This window comes from Cryptosporangium minutisporangium, assembly GCF_039536245.1.
Classification (GTDB): Bacteria; Actinomycetota; Actinomycetes; order Mycobacteriales; family Cryptosporangiaceae; genus Cryptosporangium; species Cryptosporangium minutisporangium.
Genome location: NZ_BAAAYN010000035.1, coordinates 1 through 19968, shown reverse-complemented (window position 1 = coordinate 19968; position 19968 = coordinate 1). Strand labels below are relative to the sequence as shown.

The following is a 19968-nucleotide window of genomic DNA, read 5'->3' as shown; positions in this document are numbered from 1 at the left end:
AGGCAGCACCCCATGGCCTACGTCGTCACCGATGCCTGCATCGACGTCCAAGACCGCTCCTGCATCGAGGAGTGCCCGGTCGACTGCATCTACCCCGGTCCGCGGATGATGTACATCAACCCGGAGGAGTGCGTCGACTGCGGTCGCTGCGAGCCCGCCTGCCCGGTCGTCTCGATCTACCACGAGGACGACCTGCCGGGGGACAAGGAGCAGTTCGCCACGATCAACGAGACGGTGTTCGTCACGCTCGGGCTCGGTTCGCCGGGTGGCGCGCGGAAGGTGCCGCCGCTCCCGGCCGACCACGAGGAGGTGGCGTCGTGGACCAAGTAGAGGTCGATGTCCTGATCATCGGCGCCGGTCCGGTAGGGCTCTACGGCGCGTACTACGCCGGGTTCCGCGGGATGTCGGTCGCGGTGATGGACTCGCTGCCCGAGGTCGGCGGGCAGCTCGCCGCTCTGTACCCGGAGAAGAACATCTACGACGTCGCGGGGTTCCCGGCCGTGCGGGGCCAGGACCTGGTCGACGCGCTGTGCGCGCAGGCCCAGCAATCGAAGCCGACGTTCCTGCTGGAGCAACGGGCGACGTCGATCGAGGTCCGCGACGACGGCGTCACCGTGGACGCAGTTGCGAGCACGCCGGGCGATCCCGGCGTCACCGTGCACGCGCGTGCGGTCCTGATCGCCGGCGGCATGGGCACGTTCGAGCCCAAGGAGTTGCCCGCTGGTGGTCACTTCGCGGGGCGTGGCCTGCGGTACTTCGTGCCGCGGCTGAACGACCTGGCCGGGCACGACGTGGTCGTGGTGGGCGGTGGCGACTCGGCGGTCGACTGGGCGCTGGCGCTGGAGCCGCTGGCGAACAGCGTCGCGCTGGTGCACCGCCGGGACGCGTTCCGGGCGCACGAGAAGAGCGTGGAGAGACTGCGCGAGTCCTCGGTCGAGCTGGTCACCCCGTACGAGGTGGTCGAGGTCTCCGGCTCCGCGGCGGTCGAGTCGCTCACGCTGGAGCACGTCGAGACCAAGGAGACCGTCTCCCGGGACGTGCAGACGATCGTCGCGGCGATCGGGTTCCTCACCGACCTGGGCCCGATGGCCGACTGGGGCATGGAGATCAAGCGGCGCCGGATCCTCGTCGATCGCGCGCAGCGGACGAACCTTCCGCGGGTCTTCGCGGCCGGGGACATCGCGATGTACGACGGCAAGGTCGCGCTCATCTCGGTCGGCTTCGGTGAGGCCGCGACAGCGATCAACCACATCGCACCGCTGGTGAACGCGGCGTGGAAGACCACCCCCGGCCACAGTTCCGACGCGGTGGCGTGATGCTCGGCCCCACCGCAGCCGACCCGCCGAATGATGTGGCGGAAAGCTCGCCCACACGAGCCTCCCGCGACATCGTTCCGCGGATGCCCGCGCGCTCGGGCTTGCGTGCCGCCCTCGCCGCGGGCGAGCGCGTGCGCGGGACCTTTCTGAAGCTCGCCGGGGAGGAGCCCGTCGACCTCGCGAAAGCGGCAGGGGCGGACTTCGTGGTGGTGGACCTGGAGCACTCGCAGCTCTCCGAGGAGCAGGCCCGCCGCGCGGTCAGCCGGGCCGCCGCGCTCGGACTGCCCGCGCTGGTGCGGATCCCGGCCGTCGACTCCGGGCTGATCAACCGGCTGCTCGAAGCGGGCGCGGCCGGCGTCCAGCTCTCCACGCTCCGCTCCGCCGCCGAGACCGCGGCGCTGATCGCCGCCACACGCTACGCCCCGGACGGTGCCCGCAGCATCTCGCTCGCCCACCCCGGCGCGAACTACAGCGGCGTTCCGCTCGCCGACTACCTGGCCGCCGAGCGAAACGACCCGCCGCTCCTCGTCGGCCAGATCGAAACGGCCACCACCGACGACCCGCTGCCCGACGTCGTCCGCGGCCTGGACGTCGTGTTCCTCGGTGTCACCGACCTCGCCGTGAGCGTGGGCCTCGGGAACACCGAGGCGTTCGACGAACGCGTCCGGGAAGTCCGAGCGGTCGGAACCATCACCGGTTCCTGGTGTGCGACCCCCGACGCGGCCACCGCCGCGGAGGCGGCCGGCGACCGGTACGTGGTGATCGGCTCCGACCTGCAGTTCCTCGCCGCCGCGCTGCGGAAGACCCTGGGAGAAACCCGATGAAGCTCAGCGAAGCGCTCTACCGAACGGTCGTGAACTGGGACGATGTCCCGGAGGACGTGATCCGGCCGGGCGTGCGGCGCCGGGTGTATAGCACCGACGAGGTCATGCTCTGCTGGCACTCGCTCTCGGTCGGCATGGATCTCCGGCCGCACTCGCACGCCGACTTCGACCAGCTCGCGATGATCCTGGCCGGCGAGGCCGACTACTACGTCGACGGCGTTCCGCATCGGATGACCGCCGGCTCGATGCTGCTGGTGCCGGCCGGCGCCGAGCACTACATCCAGCCGCTCACCGAGCCCTGCATCAACCTCGACGTGTTCGCGCCGCCGCGCGCGGACTACGCCGACATCGCCCGCAAGCTGACCGATGAGGATAATTCAGCCGGCCCTCGCGGAGCGTCCTGAATTGAGCGCTCGTGAGAGGCTGAATTATTCTCACCAAACTAGAAGTTGGTCCATGAACTCGTTCGAGATCGTCGTCGTAGGCAGCCTCAACGTCGATGTCACGGTCGACGTCCCGGAGGCGCCCGCCGCCGGCCAGACCTTGCTCGGTGGCGACGCCCGGCGCAGCGGAGGTGGCAAGGGCGGCAACCAGGCCGTGGCCGCGGCCCGCCTGGGACGCCGCACCGCGATGGTCGGGGCGGTGGGCGCTCAGGACGGCGACTACCTGCTGAGCATCCTGCGCGACGAGCAGATCGACGTCGGCGGCGTCCGGCGGGTCGATGGACCGACCGGACAGGCGTTCGTGTTCGTCGACCCCGAGGGCGACAGCACGATCGTCGTCAGCCCCGGTGCCAACAACCACGTGGAGGTCGATCGCGACCTGGTCGCCGGCGCCCGCTGCGTGCTGCTCCAGCAGGAGGTGCCCGCCGCGGTGGTCGAGGAGGCCGCGTCGGTGGCGAACGGGCTGGTGGTGTTGAACCCGGCTCCCGCCCGGCCGGTCGCCGCGTCGCTGCTCGCCAACGTCGACGTGCTGGTGCCGAACCGGGGCGAGTTGCTCGGCCTGGCCGGCGTCGACCGCGGTGACCTCGTGCAGATCGCCCAGAAACTGGGCACCCGCGGCCCGGTGGTCGTCACGCTCGGGGCTCAGGGCTGCCTGGTGGTCGAGGCGGAGCGGTCGACCCGGGTGCCGGCCGAGCAGGTCAAGGCCGTGGACGCGACCGCGGCGGGTGACAGCTTCTGCGCCGCGATCGCCGACGCCGTGCTCGACGGCGCCGACATCGTCGAGGCCGCACGGTGGGCGACGCGGGTCGCGGCGGTCACCGTCACCCGGCACGGCGCGATGGCGTCGCTCCCCACCCGCGCCGAGCTCGGCGCCTGACACTCCGACGTCCCGGTCCGGTCGGCTGTCTGGCCGGCTGCTCCGGCCGGACCGGGACGTCGGTCAGCGGCGAGCCGCGCGTCAGCGGCAGGTCGCCTTGTACTGCCGGACGATCGCCTTGCGGAGCGCCGAGTCCGTGGTGGCCTTCCGGTCGAACGCGGTGATCTGGGCCGTGGACAGGCCGGACGCCTTCTCGACCGCCCGGTAGGCGGCCTGCAGCGCGGTCGGCGTCGGGTAGACGCGGTTGCGCAGCGCGCACAGGCGGGCCGCTGCCATCTTGGTGTACGCGGTGGTCGCCGCCTTGCCCTTGAGCGCTGCCTGAACCGCCTTCGTCTTCGTGCCGCCGACGACCACGGCCAGCGTCGTGGTGGTCTTCGTCGAACCGGACGTGACGGTCAGCGGTACCCGGTAGGTACCGGCCGCGAGCCCTGTCGCGTCGATCCGGACCGCGAAGTAGTCGTCGGTACCGACCGTCGGGGCGTCCCCGCCGTGCAGACCCGCGGACGTGGCCTCACCGGGGTAGGCCACGACCATGCCGGGCGGCGGCGCCAGCGTGGCCCGCAGCGCACCCGTGTCCGGCAGCTCACCGCGGACGACGATCTGCACCCAGCTCGCTGCGGTCCGATCGACGCTGACCTCGGTGGTCTTCACCGTGTAGGGGGCTGAGCCGACGCGGACCGGCAGCGTGGCGGTGATCGTCTGCGTCTTCCGGCTGCCGTGGCAGGCGTCCCCGGCCTTGCCGGTGGCCGTCTTGATGTACGACGCGGTCAACGTGACCGTCACCGGTGCGCTGACGCTGGGCGAGACCGTGACGTTGAGCGCGGAGAAGTCCAGGCCGCTGTCGGCGAGCCAGCCCTCCCGGTAGAACGACGAGTAGGAGCCGGTGTTGGTGGGGTAGCTGATCGACACGCCGGGGCCGCTGCCGGTGATCCGGACGTCGCAGAGGTCCTTGTCGGCGAGGTAGGTGCCGGCGATCCAGCCCTGCTGACCACTGAGCATGGCCGGGAGTGGTGCCGTCAGGAGTTCGAGCCGACCGTCCGCACCCTTCAGGTCGTCGTCGGCCGCGTAGGCCGGGAACCCGACCGCCGTCGCGGCCAGCGCCGCGGTTGCGGCGATGGTCCGTGCTAATACCCGGTGCACAGGTCTGCCCTTCGTCGAGCGAGTGATGACTCGTCCGGACATCGGGCCGGTCGCCGCGGAGTTGATCTCCGACGGGGAGCGGAGGGGGAGTGCCCCGGGCGCGGGCGTGGGTGATTGATGGGTGCGGCCTGCTCAGGAATCCTCCCGAACCGCCGTATTGGCTGGTGGAAGGCTGTCGTTGCGGAGAGGCCGACTGGTGACCGTAACCAACGCAGTGCAGGAGGAGGCTCGGCTGGCGGTTCTGCGTGGCCTGCGGATCATGGACACCGACGCCGAACCCGAGTTCGACGACATCGCGCTGCTGGCCGCCGAGATCTGCCGTACCCCGATCGCGATGGTCAGTCTGGTCGACGACGACCGGCAGTGGTTCAAGGCCCGGGTGGGCGTCGACTACTCCGAGGGCTGCCGCGACAACTCGTTCTGCGCCCACGCCTTGGACCAGCCCGACGTACTCGAGGTGCCGGATGCCCGCGCCGACCCGCGCTTCGCCGGCAATCCGCTGGTCGTCGGTGAGCCCTACATCCAGTTCTACGCCGGGGCGCCGCTCCGGGTGGAGGGCGGGCTCAGCCTCGGCACCGTGTGCGTCATCGACCACCAGCCACGCACGCTCAGCCAGCAGCAGCGGCGCGCGCTCCGGGCGCTGGCCAGGCACGCGGCCGCAGAGATCGAGCTGCGCTCGTACGCGCGCCGGACCGCGGACGTCAACCGGCGTGTCGTCGAACTGGAGGACCTCAAGAACCGGATCCTCACCACGGTCAGCCACGAGCTGCGGACGCCGCTGTCCTCGATCCGGGGCTATCTCGAACTCCTTCTCGACGACAGCGACCCGCTCGACCCGGAGACCGGCCGGGACTTCCTCACCGTGGTGCAGCGCAACGCGCACCGCCTGACGCGGCTGGTCGACGACATGCTGCTGGCGACCAAGATCGGCGCGGAGGGGATCGACGTCGCCCGGGTGCCGATCGACCTGACCGAGCTGGTCGGTGCGGTCGTGGCCGGTAGCCGCCCGCTGGCCGACCCGAAGGGCCTCACGCTCACGTTCGACAAGCCGGGGCCGGTCGTCGTCACCGGGTCGCACCGCGAGCTGACCCAGGCTCTGCAGCACGTCCTGCTCAACGCGATCAAGTTCACCCCCGACGGTGCGATCACCGTCCAGGTCACCGATGTGCCGAGGCCCACCGTCGTCGTCACCGACACCGGAACCGGTATCGACGAGGGCGAGATCCCTCGGCTGTTCGACCCGTTCTACCGGAGCGAGACCGCTGAGGCGGCGGCCATCCAGGGCCCGGGGCTCGGGCTGACGCTGGTCCGCGCGATCGTCAACGCGCACGGCGGGCAGGTCGACCTCCGCAGCAGGCTCGGCGCGGGCACCACCGTCGTCCTGCAGTTCCCGGGCCCGGCCTGAACTCGGGTCACGGCGTCGCCGCAGGCAGCGACACCGTGAACGTGGCGCCCGTGCCCGGTTCGAGTGTCACGGTGCCGTCGTGGGCTCGCACGATCGCTTCGACGATCGCCAGGCCCAGCCCCGCGCCGACGCGGGACGGCGTCGTGGTGCCGGCCCGGTAGAACCGCTCGAACACGTGCGCGCGGTCGTCTTCCGAGATGCCGGGGCCGTCGTCGGCGACGGTGAGCAGCACCCGGTCGGACGCCAGTACGGCGGCCACCCGCACCGCGGTCCCGTCCGGAGTGTGCCGGAACGCGTTGCCGACCAGGTTGCGGACGACCTGCCGGAGCCGGTCCGGGTCGCCGAGGACGGTCGCGGGCTCGGGGGCGTCCAACGTCAGCGGGCGGTCGGCGTCGAGGACTCGGGCGTCCGCGCAGACCTCGGCGGCGAGCGCGGCGAGGTCCACCGGCGTTCGCTCCAGCGGACGACGCTCGTCCAGCCGCGCGAGCAGCAGCAGGTCCTCCACCAGGACACCGACCTCGGCCGACTTCTCGGCGATCCGCGTCATCGCGGTCTCGACGCCGTCCGGCTCCGGAAGCCCACCCTGGAAGTACAGGTCCGCCCAGCCCGCGATCGTGGTCATCGGGGTGCGCAGCTCGTGGGAGGCGTCCGCGACGAATCGGCGCAGCTGGTCCTCGGCGATGCGCCGCTGGTCGAATGCCTGGTTCAGCACGACCGCCAGGCGCCCGATCTCGTCGCTGCGCGGTGGGACCGGAATCCGCTGGTCGCGGTCGCCTGCGGCCACCGCGGTGGCGGCCTCGGCGATCGCGCCGACCGGCCGCAGACCGACCCGGATCACCGCGAGCGAGAGCGCGGCCACGGCGATCAACGCCACGCCGGTGGCCACCAGCTCGGCGACGAGCAGCTGGTTCAGCGTGGCGCGGTGCGTATCGCGCGGCGCGACGACCACGACCCCGCTGAATTCGTCTTTGATGCTTGCGTCCTCCCGATCGTCGAACTGCCGGTACAGCACGCGACTCGGTACCCCCTCGATGTCGAGGTCGGAGTAGCCCACGGGAACCTCGCCGCGGGTGAAGCGGGCACCGAGACCTCCGTCGCCGGACTGCTCGTACGTCCGGATCCCTCCTCCGGGCGCGATCGCGATGTCGCCGCCACGGCCGGGAGTGACCACGAGTGCCCCCGACACCGGCCGCACTAGCCGGGCGGGAAAACTGAACCCGACCACGGGTCGGTCATTGAAGAGGGTGGGCTCGATCTTCTGGCGCATCTCCTCGGCGGTCGCGGCGAGGTCGTCGTCGAGGCTGGCCTCGAGGTGCGAGTCGAGCGTGACGTAGAGCGCGACGTCCGTGCCGACGAGGCCGAGCGTCACCAGCAGCAGGATGCCGGCGAGCAAGCGTGCGCGGAGGCTGGTGGGCTTCATCGCGACGGCGTCCGCAGCACGTACCCGAAGCCGCGCACGGTCTGCAGCAGCGGCGGATCGACCACGTCGATCCGCTTCCGCAGGTGCGACATGAACTTCTCGACGACGCCCGCGTCCCCGCCGAAGTCGTACTGCCAGACCCGTTCGAGGATCTGCGCTTTCGAGACCACCCGCCCGGCGTTCTGCAGCAGGTACCGCAGCAGCCGGTACTCCGTGGGCGACAGCTCGATCAGCCGGTCGCCGCGGCGGACCTCGTGGGTTTCGTCGTTCATCCGCAGGTCGGCGTAGACCAGCACGGTGGACGTGTCGCCCCGGACCCGGCGGAGCAGTGCGTGCGCCCTGGCGATGACCTCCGCGACGCTGAACGGTTTGGTGACGTAGTCGTCGCCGCCGAGGACCAGGCCGGTGACCTTGTCGTTCGTGGTGTCCCGAGCGGTGAGGAACAGGACGGGGCACCGGTGGCCGTTCCGCCGGAGCTGCCTGGCGACGTCGAAGCCGTCGACGTCGGGCAGCATGACGTCGAGGATCACGAGCTCGGGCGGGTGCGCGGCGAGCAGCTGTAAGGCGTCGGTCCCGGAGCCCACCGCGGTCGGGGTGAAACCGGCGAACCGCAGCGTGGTCACCAGCAGCTCCGCGATCCGGGGGTCGTCGTCGACGACCAGTACCCGGGCGGCTCCGGCGTCGAGGTCAGCAAGATCGGTCACCCGGTCAGCGTTGCCCGTGCGGGGCACCGGGGACAGAGTTCCTCGCCGATGGTCAGGAAACCGTCAGCTTGCTCACCGGCGCCGGGCAGCTCACGGCGCGAGGTCGGGACGGGCTCCGGCGGTGCGGATCGCGGCCGCGAGCGCCTCGGCCGACTCCGGGACGGTCCGGTCGGTGCGCAACAGCACGAACTCGACGTCGCCGAGCGGTGGTAGGCGGTACTGCGGTGGTACCTCGGTCAGCCCCGCTGGGCCGAGCCGCTGGACGAACGGCACCACGCCGAGGCCACCCAGTGCGGCGGCGGCCAGTCCGTTGAGGCTCGCGCTCGTGCACACCGCCCGCCACGAGCGCCGCTGCTCGGCGAGCACCTCGAGCGCCCGGGACCGGGTGATGCTCGGCGGTGGGTAGATGATCAGCGGCACCGGCCCGGCCGGGTCCAGCCGCAGGTCCGGGACGCCGAGCCAGGCGAGCTTCTCCCGGTACACGAGTTGGCCGTCCACCTGACCGGCCAGCCGCTTCGCGAAGACGAGGTCGAGTTCACCGGCCTGGAGCCGGGCGTGCAGCGTCCCGCTCAGCTCGACGGTCAGCTCCAGGTCGACGAGCGGGTGAGTGCGGCGGAAGTGGCGGAGGATGCGCGGTAGCTGGGTCAGGGCCAGGTCCTGCGAGACGCCGAACCGCAGCCGGCCGCGGAGTTCGGAGCCCGCGAAGTACCCGGCCGCCTGCTCGTGGATCTCGCTCAGCGCTCGCGCGAACCCGAGCATCGCCTCGCCGTCGGCGGTGAGCAGCACGGTGTGGGTGTCGCGGAGGAACAGGGGCCGGCCGGTCGCCTGCTCCAGCTTTCGGATGTGTTGGCTGACCGTCGACTGCTGCACGCCCAGTTCGGCGGCCGCTCGGGTGAAGCTCCGCGCCCGCGCCACCGCGAGGAACGAGCGGAGCTGCACCGGGTCGAACATGATCACAGTTTATGATCACAGTCAGAGCGGTGATCGCACTTCACGATCTCCGCGCGGTGCCGCAGGCTGAGAACAGCTCCTGCGTCACCGGAAGAGGCACAATGTCCGCGTTCCTTCGTCGGCTCCGCCCCGACCCGTACATCGTCGCGCTGCTCACGATGGTTGCGCTGGCATCCGCGTTGCCGGCCCGCGGCGTCGTCGAGGACGTACTCGACCAGCTGATCGTCGTCGCCATCGGGCTTTTGTTCTTCCTGTACGGCGCCCGGCTGTCCACCGAAACCGTGATCGCAGGCATCCGCCATTGGCGGCTGCACCTCGCGGTTCTGGCCTCCACGTTCGTGCTGTTCCCGCTGCTGGGTCTCGCGGTGCGGCTACTCCCGGAGAGCGTGCTCTCCGCCGAGCTCGCGGCCGGGGTGTTGTTCCTCTGCCTGCTGCCGTCGACGGTGCAGTCGTCGATCGCGTTCACCTCCATCGCGAAGGGCAACGTGGCGGCGGCGATCTGCACCGCCTCGCTGTCGAACGTGCTGGGCGTCGTGCTGACGCCGGTGCTGGTCGCGGTGCTGCTCAGCGACACGGGCATGAGCTTCTCCGGTGGCACCGTGCTGAGGATCGTCGTCCAGTTGCTGGTGCCGTTCGCGCTCGGGCAGGCGTTGCGGCCGTGGATCGGTGGGTTCGTCGGGCGGCACAAGACGGTGCTCGGCCTGCTCGATCGGGGCTCGATCCTGCTGGTCGTCTACACCGCGTTCAGCGGAGCGGTCGTGGCGGGGGTGTGGAGCGAGCTCGCCGGTTGGGATCTCGCTGCGCTGGTGGCGGTGTGTGTCGTGCTGCTCGTCGTCGTCCTGGCGGTCACGACGTTCGCGGCGCGCAAGCTGCGGTTCCCGCGGGAGGATCGGATCACGATCATCTTCGCGGGCTCGAAGAAGAGCCTCGCGACCGGCGTGCCGATGGCTACGGTGCTGTTCGCGGGTACCGGCGCGGGGCTGGTGATCCTGCCGCTGATGCTCTTCCACCAACTGCAGCTGATCGTCTGCGCCGTGCTGGCCCGTCGATGGGGTGCTTCCGCTCCGGTGACGCCGCCCACCGCGCCGGCGCCGGCCACGGTCTGAGTCGATCGGTCGCGTCGTCCGTCGTCAGAGGCGGAAGACGAACGCGTACGAGACCGCGGCGGCGACGAGCCCACCGATCACCGCACCGGCGATCGTCCAGCCGAACGGGAACGCGAGCAGGACGAACGCGAGGATGCCCGCGACGGCAGGCACCACCGGCTTCGGCACGGCAGGAATCGTCGGGCGCTGATCGGCGTGCGGGTCGGCGTGCGGGCCTGCGTCGACGCTGCGCTCCTCGCGTTCCTCGGCGATCTCCGCGGGGGAACGGGTGTCCGCGTCGTCGACGACCGGGTCGTTGTCGCTGGAGAGCGCGTCGTGGTGCGGATCGGTGTCGAGGTCGTCGACGTGCGGCGCGGCGGTCTCGGCGTTCCGATCGGCCTCGGAGGGGTTCGCAGTCATGGAGGTTCGCTACCCCGGTTCGGCGAACCGCACACGGCGACGCCCGGGCACCGCGGATGGCGATGCCCGGGCGTCAGCCGGTTCCGATTAGCGCTCCTCGCGGAACTCCACGTGGCGACCCGCGCGAGGGTCGTACTTCGTCAGCGTCAGCCGGTTCGGGTCGTTCCGCCGGTTCTTCCGGGTGACGTACGTGTAGCCGGTCTCCGCGGTGGACCGCAGCTTGATCACCGGGCGGAGCTCGTTGCCCTTGGCCATCCGAATCTTCTCTCTCCTCGCCGGGCGCTTGCGGTTAGTATAACGAAAACCATGTTCAACTATTCCGAGTGGGAACATCCCCAGGGCGGGTTGGGTTATCCAACCGAGCGGCCGGGACGGTCGCGAAGAGAGAGGAACGTAGGCATGAAGCCTGGCATCCACCCCGAGTACCGCCCGGTGGTGTTCCGTGACCGATCTGCGGACGAGGCCTTCCTGACCCGTTCGACGGTGGCGACGGACCGCACGATCGAGTGGACGGACGGCAAGACGTACCCGCTGGTCGAGGTGGACATCTCGTCGGCGAGCCACCCGTTCTACACCGGTAAGCAGCGCATCCTCGACAGCGCCGGTCGCGTCGAGAAGTTCCGCGCCCGCTACGCGAAGAAGAAGTAAGCGCCCGACCCGCGATGGCCTCCCCGGCAGGGGAGGCCATCGCCGTGTCCGGCGCGAGCACCCCGCTCCCGGACGGCGCGGAACCGGTTAGTTAGCCTGCCCTTAGTCGGACGACGAGACGGGGAGGCGGGCGTGCGGGTTGAGCCCGAGTTCGCGGCACCCGCGAGACCGCCCGAGGCGCGCCCACGCGTTCACGTCCTGCGCGCGATCGGGCTACTGATCGCCGCTGCCGCCCTCGCCCTCGTCTGCCTGCTGTCCGTCTGGGTCGGCACCAAGCAGGTCGGGTTCCTCGCCGTCTGGGATCTGCTCCGGCACAACGACGGCTCCAGCGACGCGCTCATCGTCCACGACCTGCGCATCCCCCGGACGATGCTCGGAGTGCTGGTCGGCGCCGCTCTCGGTCTCGCCGGAGCGCTGATGCAGTCGCTGACCCGTAACCCGCTCGCCGAGCCGGGCGTCCTCGGCGTCAACCTCGGCGCCTCCGCCGCGGTCGTCGTCGCGATCGCGTTCCTGAGCATCGAGAGCGTCCTCGGCTACGTCTGGTTCGCGTTCGCCGGTGCCGCCGTCGCGTCGGTGTTCGTGTACGTCCTCGGTTCGTCCGGGCGGAGCACCGCCTCGCCCGACCGCATGGTCCTCGCCGGTGCCGCCGTCACCGCCGTGCTCGGCGCGTTCACCTGGGCCGTGCAGTACCTGAACCCCGGGGCGTTCGACGAGTTCCGCTTCTGGCAGGTCGGCTCGCTCAGCGGTCGCTCGACCACGGTCGTGTGGCAGGTCGCCCCGTTCATCCTGATCGGCATCGTGCTCGCGCTCTCCCTCGGCCGGTCGCTCAACGTCCTCGCGCTCGGCGACGACACCGGGCGGGCCCTCGGCGCGCACCTCGGACGGATCCGTGTGCTGGTCGCGATCGCCGTGATGCTGCTCTGCGGTGGGGCGACGGCGGCAGCCGGTCCGATCCTGTTCCTCGGGCTCGCCGTGCCCTACGCCGCGCGTCTCCTGGTCGGCGCCGATCAGCGCTGGGTGCTGCCGTACTCGATGCTGCTCTCGCCGATCCTGCTGCTCGGGTCGGATCTGGTCGGACGTCTCGTGATCGCGCCCGCCGAGATGCAGGTCGGCGTCGTCACCGCGTTCCTGGGCGCGCCGATGTTCATCGCGCTCTGCCGGCGCCGTCGACTGGCGTCGCTGTGAGCGCGCTGCTCCCGCCGCGGTCGCGGATCCTGCGCGCACCGGGGGACCGGGTATCGCTGCGCATCGATCTGCGGACGACCTCCGTCTGCGTCGGTCTGCTCGTCGCGGTGCTGGTGATCGGCGCGGTCGCGACGACCACCGGCGACTTCCGGATCCCGCTGCTCGATGTCGGGAAGGCGATCTTCGGCGCGGGCGACCCGGCGACCGACTTCATCGTCCGGACGCTGCGCTTGCCGCGCTTCACGACCGCGGTGGTCGCAGGCGCGGCGATGGCCGTGAGCGGCGCGATCTTCCAGAACCTTTCCGGTAACCCGCTGGGCAGCCCGGACGTCATCGGGTTCCAGACCGGCGCGGCCACCGGCGCATTGCTCGTCCTGCTCGTCACGGACGACGGGCCGGTGGAGCTGGGTGCGGTGACCGGCTGCCTGGTCACCGCGGCCGCGGTTTACCTGCTGGCGTTCCGCGGCGGCGTCCAGGGCTTCCGGATGATCCTGATCGGGATCGGCATCAACGCGATGCTCGTCGCGGCCAACAACTACCTGATCACGCGGGCGAGCTTGCAGGACGCGCTGGGTGCGCAGGTCTGGCTGGTCGGCAGCCTCAACGGTCGGGGCTGGGACCAGGCCCTGCCGACGTTGGGCGTGCTGGTCGTGCTGCTGCCGATCGCGCTGGCGCAGAACCGGCGGGCGTCGATCCTCCAGCTGGGCGACGAAGCGGCCAAAGGGCTCGGCGTACCGGTCGAGCGCACGCGCGGCCTGTTGATCGCGGTCGGCGTCCTGCTCACCGGGGTGGCGGTCGCGGCAGCGGGGCCGGTTACGTTCGTCGCGCTCGCGGCGCCGCAGCTCGCTCGTCGGCTGACCCGGTCGTCGGCACCGGGCCTGGTGCCGGCCGCGTTGATGGGCGCGGTGCTGCTGTCCGGGAGCGATTTGCTCGCGCAGCGGCTGTTCTCGCCGGAACAGCTGCCGGTCGGCATCATGACCGGCGCGCTCGGCGGCGCCTACCTGGCCTGGCTACTGGCGAGCGAGTGGCGCCGGGGCCGCAACCGCGTCTGACGCCGGGCCCGCTCGACGCCAGGGCCGCCTGACGCACGGGCCGTGCGACGCCGTGAGGCGCGTGCACGACGACTCGACGCCGAATCGATGCGGGCCAACGGATTTTCTCAAAACTAACGGTGTTTGCCATCGGGTGTGGGTAACAATCGGCGCGTGCCCACCGTCCTGGCCTCACAGTCTGGGAACGCCCAGCTCACGGACACCGGCCCCGGCCGGCCGGAGGTCCGCGCGCTGCTCGACCAGGTCCGCGGCCACCACGGCGGCGGCCTCGTCGTTCAGGGACCGCCCGGGATCGGCAAGACGTCGCTGCTCCGCTACGCCGCCGACGCCGCACAGGGCTTCGTCGTCCTGACCGCGGAGGGCGTGGAGGCGGAGACCGAGCTCCCGTTCGCGGCCCTGCACCGCCTCCTGATGCCGCTCTCCGCTCGCGTGGCCACGCTGCCGAAGCTCCAGGCCACGACGCTCGCCCGGGTGATGGCAGGCGACCCCGAGGACTTCCCGGGCCAGCTGCCCCTCTGCGTCGCCGTACTGGAGTTGCTGGTGCGGACGGCTCGGCGGCGGCCGGTGCTGTGCTGCGTCGACGACGTGCACCTGATCGACGCGGCGTCCCGGGACGCGCTGGCGTTCGTGGCCCGTCGGCTGGCGGCCGAGAAGGTCGCGATGGTGTTCACGATGCCGGACGACCGGCCGCCGCTTCCCGGCCTTCCGACGCTCGCGCTGCCGGGCCTGGCCCAGCCCGCCGCGGCCGCACTGATCGGTCGGCTGCTCGCGGGGGACGTCACCGCTGACGTCGCGGGCGCGATCGGTCGCTCCTGCGCGGGTAACCCGCGGGCGATCGAGGAGCTGACCCGGACGCTCTCGGCCGATCAGCGTGCCGGTCGGGCATCGCTGCCGGAGACGCTGCCGCTCTACAGCCGGGTGCGCCGGGAGTACGACGAGCGGATCGCCCGCCTCCCGCTCGCGACCCGCCGGCTCCTGCTGCTGATCGCGACCGACGAGCATCTGGACGCCGGCACCCTGGCCCGCGCGGCGGAGACCGGCGGGGGACACCTGTCGGCGTTGGAGCCGGCCGAGGCGGCGGGCCTCGTGCACGAGATCGACGGCGCGGTGCGGTTCCGCTTCCCGCTGCTGCGTGGCGCCGTGTACCAGGCCGCGCCGCCCGAAGACCGGCGCGCTGCTCACCGACTGCTCGCCGACGTGCTCGCCCAGGAGGCCGTCGGCGCGGAGGCCGGTTCCCGCGCGGAGGCGGAGTGGCGGCTGCGCCGCGCCTGGCACCTCGCCGCGTTGGCGCCCGACGCGGAGCCCGCACTCGCCGGCGAGCTCGAACGAGCGGCGGCCGCGGTCCGGGACAACGGCGATCACGCCGCCGCGTCGCTTGCGGCCGAGCGGATCGCCGAGCTGACGCCGGAGCCGGACGAGAAGGCCGAGCACCTGCTCGCCGCGGCCCAGGACGCCTGGCTCGCCGGCCAGCCGCACCGGGCGGGCGTCCTGCTCGCGCGGTTGCGCCCGCCGCGTCCGGAGACCGCGCTGCACGGCTACCGGGACCTCCTGCGCGGCGAGATCGAGCTGCGGACCGGCCTCCCGGCGGCCGCTCAAGAACTCCTGTTGGGGGCCGCTGGCCGGCTCGGCGAGCCGCACCGGACCGCCGCGATGGTCGCTCTGATCCACGCCAGCGAGGTGGACTTCCTGGCCGGCGACCAGCGTCGCTACCTCGACGTCCTCAACCGGGTGAAGGCGCTGCGGGGCAGCGACGAGTCACCCGAGGCCGAGCTGATGTTCGAGTTCTGCACCGGGATGGCCGCCGCGTTCGAGCGTCGGCACACCGAGTCGGTCGGCCCGCTGCGCCGGGTGCTGGAGCTGGCCCCGCTGCACGACGATCCGACGCTGCTGGTCTGGGCCAGCCTGGCGGCGTGCGTCCTCGGGCAGGAGTCGACCGCGCTCGGGCTCTCCGTGCGGGCGCGCGCGTCGGCGCAGGTCCGCGGCGAGGTCGCGGCGCTGCCCCGGACGCTGGAGCTGAGCACGTACGCCCAGCTCTGGCTGGGACGACACCCGGCTGCGGTGGCGAGCGCGGACGAAGGACTGCTGCTGGCCCGGAACTTGGGTCAGGCCGGATCGGCGAGCTTCCACCTCGCCTCGCTGGCCCTGCTGGCGGTGCCCCGGGGCGACGAGCAGACGTGCCTGGTGCGGGCGCGGGCGGCGATCAGCGAGGCCGACAACCGTGGGCTGAGCATGTCGGTGGCGATGGCCAACTGGGCGCTCGCCGCCCTCGACCTCACGGTCGGACGAACGGCCGAGGCGATGGCGCGGCTGCTCGTGCTCGTCTCGGACGTCGGTGCCGGCCGGAGCCATCCGCTGGTGAAGATGATGGCGGCGCCGCACTTCGTCGAGGCCGCGCTGCGCTGTGGCAAGCGGGAGGCCGCCGTCGGTATCGGCCGGTACTTCGACATCTGGGCGAACGCGACCGGCAGCCCGGCCCCGATGGCGTTGGCCGCCCGGTGCCGGGCCCTGCTGGCCACCGACCCACACGCCGCCGAGGAGAACTACCGCGAGGCGATGCGGCTGCACCAGCTCGGCGACCACGAGTTCGAGCGGGCCCGCACCGAGCTGCTCTACGGCCACGAACTGCGCCGACGCCGCGGCGCGCTGGCGGCGCGCGGCGTACTGCACAGCGCGCTGGAGACGTTCCAGCGGCTGGAGGCCGAGCCGTGGGCCGAAGCCTGTCAGGGAGAGCTGCGCGCCGCCGGTGAGGTGGTGCGGCCGGCTCCGAGCGAGTCGCGCCCGGGGCCGGCCAACCTCACGCCACAGCAGCTGCAGATCGCCCAGCTCGCCGCGCAGGGCGCGACGAACCGGGAGATCGCCGCACAGCTCTACCTCAGTGTCCGAACCGTCGACCACCACATGCGCAACATCTTCGTCCGCCTCGGCGTCCGCTCCCGGGTGGAGCTCGTAAAACTGATGGCTTAGTAGGGCGCGGTGTCGCGGGCCGGGAGCACCCAGTCGGCTACCTCGGGCATGTCTTCCAGGTGCTCGACGACGTACGCCTCGTGCTTGGCCAGCTGCGCCTCGCACCACGCCTTCAGCTCGGACGCCCCGGGCGGTGTGCGCCGCGCGTTGTTCAGCGCGTCGATCACCAGGTGGTAGCGGGACGCCTTGTTCTTCACCGTCATGTCGAACGGCGTCGTCGTGGTGCCCTCCTCGATGAAGCCGCGGACGTGGAACCGGTCGGCGTCCGGTCGCCCGTGGACGACCTGGTGGATCGCTCCGGGGTAGCCGTGGAACGCGAAGACGACGTCGACGTGGTCGGTGAACAGCTCGCGGAAGAGCGTCGCCTCCATGCCGTGCGGGTGGTCCTTGGGCCGGGGCAGCGTCATGAGGTCGACGACGTTCACCACCCGCGTGCGGAAGTGCGGCAGCCGCTCGGTGAGGATCTGCGCGGCCGCGACGGTCTCCATCGTGACCACGTCGCCGGCGCAGGCCAGCACGATGTCCGGGTCGCTGGTGCCGTCGTCGTTCCCGGCCCACCCCCAGATGCCGGCGCCGCGCGCACAGTGCTCGATCGCCTGCTCCATCGTCAGGTACTGCAGTTGTGGCTGCTTGTCGATGACGATCAGGTTGGTGTAGTTCCGCGAGCGGAAACAGTGATCGGCGACCGAGAGCAGGCAGTTCGCATCCGGCGGCAGGTAGATCCGGGACACGTCGCCGCGGGCGGTCAGCACGGTCTGGATCAGGCCGGGCCCCTGGTGGGAGAACCCGTTGTGGTCGTTCCGCCAGGCGGTCGAGGTGAGCAGGATGTTCAGGCTGGGCACCTCGGCCCGCCACGACAGGTGGTTGGCCTCCTCCAGCCACTTGCTGTGCTGGATCGTCTGAGAGGCACTGACCATCGCGAACGCTTCGTAGGTCGCGAACAACCCGTGCCGACCGGTGAGCGTGTACCCCTCCAGCCAGCCGTGGCAGTTGTGCTCGGACAGCACCTCCATCACCCGGCCGTCCCGGCTCAGTTTCACGTCGTCCGGCGTCACGGATTCAGCGAAGGCCCGGTCGGAGACCTCGAACACCGCGCCCAGGCGGTTGCTGTTCGTCTCGTCCGGGCAGAACAGCCGGAATCGGTCAGGGTTGCGGCGGTAGATGTCGCGCATCAGCTCACCGAGCTTGCGCGTCGACTCGGCCCGGGTGCCGGCCGGAGCCTTCACGTCGATCGCGTAGTCGCGGAAGTCCGGCAGGTCCAGATCCCGGGTGACCAGCCCGCCGTTCGCGTGCGGGCTGGCCGACATCCGTAGGTCACCGGCCGGGTTCGCGGCCAAGACGTCCGCGTTGGGCTGACCGTCCTCGTCGAACAGTTCCTCCGGCCGGTACGTGCGCATCCAGCGCTCGAGCTGAGCGAGGTGGTCGGCGTTGTCCCGGACGCCGCTCAGCGGGACCTGGTGTGCGCGGTAGGTTCCGGCGACCTGCGTGCCGTCGACCTGCTCAGGTCCGGTCCAGCCCTTGGGGGTGCGGAGCACGATCATCGGCCACCGCGGCCGCTTGCCGTCCCAGTCCCCGCCGCGGGCAGCCTCCTGGATCCGCTTGATCGACGCCCAGGCGGTGGCCAGCGCCTCGGCGAACCGGTGGTGCATGCCGGGGAGGTCGGAGCCCTCGACCTCGATCACGTCGTAGCCGTGACCGGAGAAGAGGTCGCGTACCTCGGCCGGGTCCTTGCGGGCCAGCACCGTGGGACCGGCGATCTTCGCGCCGTTGAGGTGCAGCACCGGCAGCACCGCGCCGTCCCGTGCTGGGTTCAGGAACGAGATGCCCTTCCAGGAGCCCTCCAGCGGACCGGTCTCGGCCTCACCGTCCCCGACCACGGCGAGCGCGAGCAGGTTCGGGTTGTCCATCACGGCGCCGAACGCGTGCACCAGGACGTAACCCAGTTCGCCACCCTCGTGAATCGATCCAGGGGTCGGGACCGAGACGTGGCTGGGGATACCGCCCGGGGCCGAGAACTGGCGGAACAGCCGGTGCAGGCCGTTCCCGTCCTGCCCGACGCGGGGGTAGATCTCGCTGTAGGTGCCCTCCAGCCAGCCGGCTGCGACGAGTGCCGGGCCACCGTGTCCCGGCCCGGCGAGGTAGATCGCCTCCTGGCCGGTGATCCGGATCAGCCGGGACAGGTGCGCGTAGAGGAACGACAGGCCCGGGCTGGTGCCCCAGTGCCCGAGCAATCGCGGTTTGATGTGCTCCGCGCGCAGCGGCTCCCGGAGCAGGGGATTGGCCTGGAGGTAGATCTGACCGACGGTCAGATAGTTGTTCGCTCGCCACCAGGCGTCGACGCGCGCGAGGTCGGCGTCGTCGAGTTGCCGCACGCGTTCGGCGAGCTCGCTAGAGGTCAGCTGCTGTTCGGTCGGAGTGTCGATGCCGAGACTCACCCGGAGGCTCCCTCTCTGCGCGTGGCCGACCCCGTACGGGTCGGCCCGTCACTGACAGGTTTTCGCGGCCGCGCGTCGATAAACAGGGTCGAACGGCACTGTTTGCTCGTGTGACACCTGCCAACCGCCTGACGATCAGTGGCTGCGGTGTCGCCCCTGACGTTCGAACACCAGCCAACTCCGCGTCCACTCGGCGTCCCGGCGCCGGTCGAGCCGGCTCCGTCCCCATTGGTAGAGGCCCCAGCTCAGCACGCTGAACAGGCTGACGCACCCGAGGACGTCGACGCCGACCCGGAACCGCAGGTCGCCGCTCCGGACCGGCGGGCGGACCGGGACGTGGCCGGCGTCCATCCAGACCCGGACCGTCGTGCCCTTCGGGGCGGTCACCGGCGAGTAGACGGTGCCGGTACGCACCGAGCCGTCCGGCAGCGTCCACCGCGCCTCGACGCCCGGCGACGGAGCCGGGGCCACCGATCCCAGCGCCGTCCGTCCGGCGGTCGCGTCGGTCAACAGCACGACCGGAACGTGCCGCAACTCGGCCTGCGCGGCGAGGCTGCGGTCCAGTTCGCGGTGGTAGCGACCGACGCCGACCAAGAGCGTGACCACCGTGACGACCAGGACGGCCAGCACGGACGCGATCCGCAGCGCGCCCTCCAGCCGATCGACGCGACGGCAGAGCGGATTACGGGTGAGGCCGAGCAGCCGGGCGGCACGGCGGCCGCGCGAATACGTCGGCTGGCGCATGAATCCTTCTCCTGCCTGTCTGCTGAGGACCGTGCCCCGCGATCGAGCGCGGGCCAACGATACGAGGCGCGTGCATACGCTTCCGTCAGCAAGACGACGCGAACCGAGCCAACCGTTCAGACAGAGTCGGGGTTCGGGACCTTAGCCCGTGTCCTCGACACCAACGGGCGGCCTACCGTGGACCGTGTGGGCCGCGCGGCCCACGGATCGAGCGGAAGCGGGCCATGATCAAGGTCTATCTCCTCGACGACCACGAGGTCGTCCGGCGCGGCTTGGCCGCACTTCTGGAGTCCAGCGGCGACATCGAGATCATCGGCGAGTCCGGCTCGGCACCGGAGGCTGCCCGCCGGATTCC

Annotated in this window: 19 protein-coding genes and 1 pseudogene; 12 read left to right on the top strand and 8 right to left on the bottom strand. The window is 71.3% G+C overall.

The annotated features are described in order from the left end of the window. Positions 1–12 precede the first annotated feature (12 nt). The 5 genes from fdxA to ABEB28_RS25590 all read left to right on the top strand — a co-directional run bounded on the left by fdxA (position 13) and on the right by ABEB28_RS25590 (position 3460). Positions 13–330, top strand: a complete 318-nt coding sequence (gene fdxA, locus ABEB28_RS25610; RefSeq protein WP_345730753.1) for a ferredoxin — start codon at positions 13–15, stop codon at positions 328–330. Continuing rightward, on the top strand, positions 318–1316 hold the full coding sequence (locus ABEB28_RS25605) for an NAD(P)/FAD-dependent oxidoreductase (RefSeq protein ID WP_345730752.1): 999 nt from the start codon (positions 318–320) through the stop codon (positions 1314–1316). Before fdxA ends, ABEB28_RS25605 begins: the two co-directional genes overlap by 13 nt. An 83-nt stretch (positions 1317–1399) precedes the next feature. Then, positions 1400–2140 (top strand): aldolase/citrate lyase family protein, encoded by a 741-nt coding sequence (locus ABEB28_RS25600; protein ID WP_345730751.1) that lies wholly within the window; start codon positions 1400–1402, stop codon positions 2138–2140. Continuing rightward, entirely contained in the window at positions 2137–2544 is a 408-nt protein-coding gene (locus tag ABEB28_RS25595; RefSeq protein WP_345730750.1) for a cupin domain-containing protein, read from the top strand. Before ABEB28_RS25600 ends, ABEB28_RS25595 begins: the two co-directional genes overlap by 4 nt. A 52-nt stretch (positions 2545–2596) precedes the next feature. Then, positions 2597–3460 carry a ribokinase gene (locus ABEB28_RS25590; protein ID WP_345730749.1) on the top strand — a complete coding sequence of 288 codons (864 nt, stop codon included), beginning with the start codon at positions 2597–2599 and terminating at the stop codon, positions 3458–3460. 81 nt (positions 3461–3541) lie between these two features. Here the strand turns inward: ABEB28_RS25590 and ABEB28_RS25585 are convergent, their stop codons facing one another. Continuing rightward, positions 3542–4600, bottom strand: coding sequence for a hypothetical protein (locus tag ABEB28_RS25585; RefSeq protein ID WP_345730748.1), 1059 nt, complete (start codon positions 4598–4600; stop codon positions 3542–3544). A gap of 196 nt (positions 4601–4796) precedes the next feature. Here ABEB28_RS25585 and ABEB28_RS25580 point away from each other — a divergent pair, with 196 nt between their 5' ends. Beyond that, entirely contained in the window at positions 4797–6005 is a 1209-nt protein-coding gene (locus ABEB28_RS25580; RefSeq protein ID WP_345730747.1) for a GAF domain-containing sensor histidine kinase, read from the top strand. A gap of 7 nt (positions 6006–6012) precedes the next feature. Here the strand turns inward: ABEB28_RS25580 and ABEB28_RS25575 are convergent, their stop codons facing one another. The 3 genes from ABEB28_RS25575 to ABEB28_RS25565 form a co-directional block, all read right to left on the bottom strand. Next, positions 6013–7425 carry a sensor histidine kinase gene (locus ABEB28_RS25575; protein WP_345730746.1) on the bottom strand — a complete coding sequence of 471 codons (1413 nt, stop codon included), beginning with the start codon at positions 7423–7425 and terminating at the stop codon, positions 6013–6015. Further along, entirely contained in the window at positions 7422–8129 is a 708-nt protein-coding gene (locus ABEB28_RS25570; protein ID WP_345730745.1) for a response regulator transcription factor, read from the bottom strand. The genes ABEB28_RS25575 and ABEB28_RS25570 overlap by 4 nt, the downstream gene beginning before the upstream one ends. Before the next feature lie 90 nt (positions 8130–8219). Next, positions 8220–9080 (bottom strand): LysR family transcriptional regulator, encoded by an 861-nt coding sequence (locus ABEB28_RS25565; protein ID WP_345730744.1) that lies wholly within the window; start codon positions 9078–9080, stop codon positions 8220–8222. A 101-nt stretch (positions 9081–9181) separates the two neighbouring features. On the opposite strand from ABEB28_RS25565, the gene ABEB28_RS25560 reads away from it, so the two are divergent. Beyond that, a complete protein-coding gene (locus ABEB28_RS25560; protein ID WP_345730743.1) occupies positions 9182–10186 on the top strand; it encodes a bile acid:sodium symporter family protein in 1005 nt (334 codons plus the stop codon). Positions 10187–10210: 24 nt separating this feature from the next. Here the strand turns inward: ABEB28_RS25560 and ABEB28_RS25555 are convergent, their stop codons facing one another. Both ABEB28_RS25555 and rpmG read right to left on the bottom strand, forming a co-directional pair. Beyond that, positions 10211–10585, bottom strand: coding sequence for a hypothetical protein (locus ABEB28_RS25555; protein ID WP_345730742.1), 375 nt, complete (start codon positions 10583–10585; stop codon positions 10211–10213). A gap of 87 nt (positions 10586–10672) precedes the next feature. After that, a complete protein-coding gene (gene rpmG, locus ABEB28_RS25550) occupies positions 10673–10840 on the bottom strand; it encodes a 50S ribosomal protein L33 (RefSeq protein ID WP_345730741.1) in 168 nt (55 codons plus the stop codon). A gap of 144 nt (positions 10841–10984) precedes the next feature. On the opposite strand from rpmG, the gene ABEB28_RS25545 reads away from it, so the two are divergent. The 4 genes from ABEB28_RS25545 to ABEB28_RS25530 all read left to right on the top strand — a co-directional run bounded on the left by ABEB28_RS25545 (position 10985) and on the right by ABEB28_RS25530 (position 16434). Beyond that, positions 10985–11233 (top strand): type B 50S ribosomal protein L31, encoded by a 249-nt coding sequence (locus ABEB28_RS25545; RefSeq protein WP_345730740.1) that lies wholly within the window; start codon positions 10985–10987, stop codon positions 11231–11233. A 132-nt stretch (positions 11234–11365) separates the two neighbouring features. Beyond that, positions 11366–12418 (top strand): FecCD family ABC transporter permease, encoded by a 1053-nt coding sequence (locus ABEB28_RS25540; protein ID WP_376980748.1) that lies wholly within the window; start codon positions 11366–11368, stop codon positions 12416–12418. Next, positions 12415–13470: a FecCD family ABC transporter permease gene (locus tag ABEB28_RS25535; protein WP_345730739.1), complete on the top strand. Its 1056-nt coding sequence runs from the start codon at positions 12415–12417 to the stop codon at positions 13468–13470. The genes ABEB28_RS25540 and ABEB28_RS25535 overlap by 4 nt, the downstream gene beginning before the upstream one ends. A 153-nt stretch (positions 13471–13623) precedes the next feature. Beyond that, complete coding sequence (locus ABEB28_RS25530; protein ID WP_345730738.1) at positions 13624–16434, top strand: ATP-binding protein; 2811 nt, start codon at positions 13624–13626, stop codon at positions 16432–16434. Here ABEB28_RS25530 and ABEB28_RS25525 read toward each other — a convergent pair. Both ABEB28_RS25525 and ABEB28_RS25520 read right to left on the bottom strand, forming a co-directional pair. Continuing rightward, positions 16431–18806 (bottom strand): phosphoketolase family protein, encoded by a 2376-nt coding sequence (locus ABEB28_RS25525; protein WP_345730863.1) that lies wholly within the window; start codon positions 18804–18806, stop codon positions 16431–16433. The two genes, ABEB28_RS25530 and ABEB28_RS25525, sit on opposite strands and share 4 nt — an antisense overlap. A gap of 198 nt (positions 18807–19004) precedes the next feature. After that, positions 19005–19613 (bottom strand): Rv1733c family protein, encoded by a 609-nt coding sequence (locus ABEB28_RS25520; RefSeq protein WP_345730737.1) that lies wholly within the window; start codon positions 19611–19613, stop codon positions 19005–19007. 224 nt (positions 19614–19837) lie between these two features. On the opposite strand from ABEB28_RS25520, the pseudogene ABEB28_RS25515 reads away from it, so the two are divergent. After that, positions 19838–19968: pseudogene (locus ABEB28_RS25515) on the top strand (DNA-binding response regulator); the annotation flags it as partial.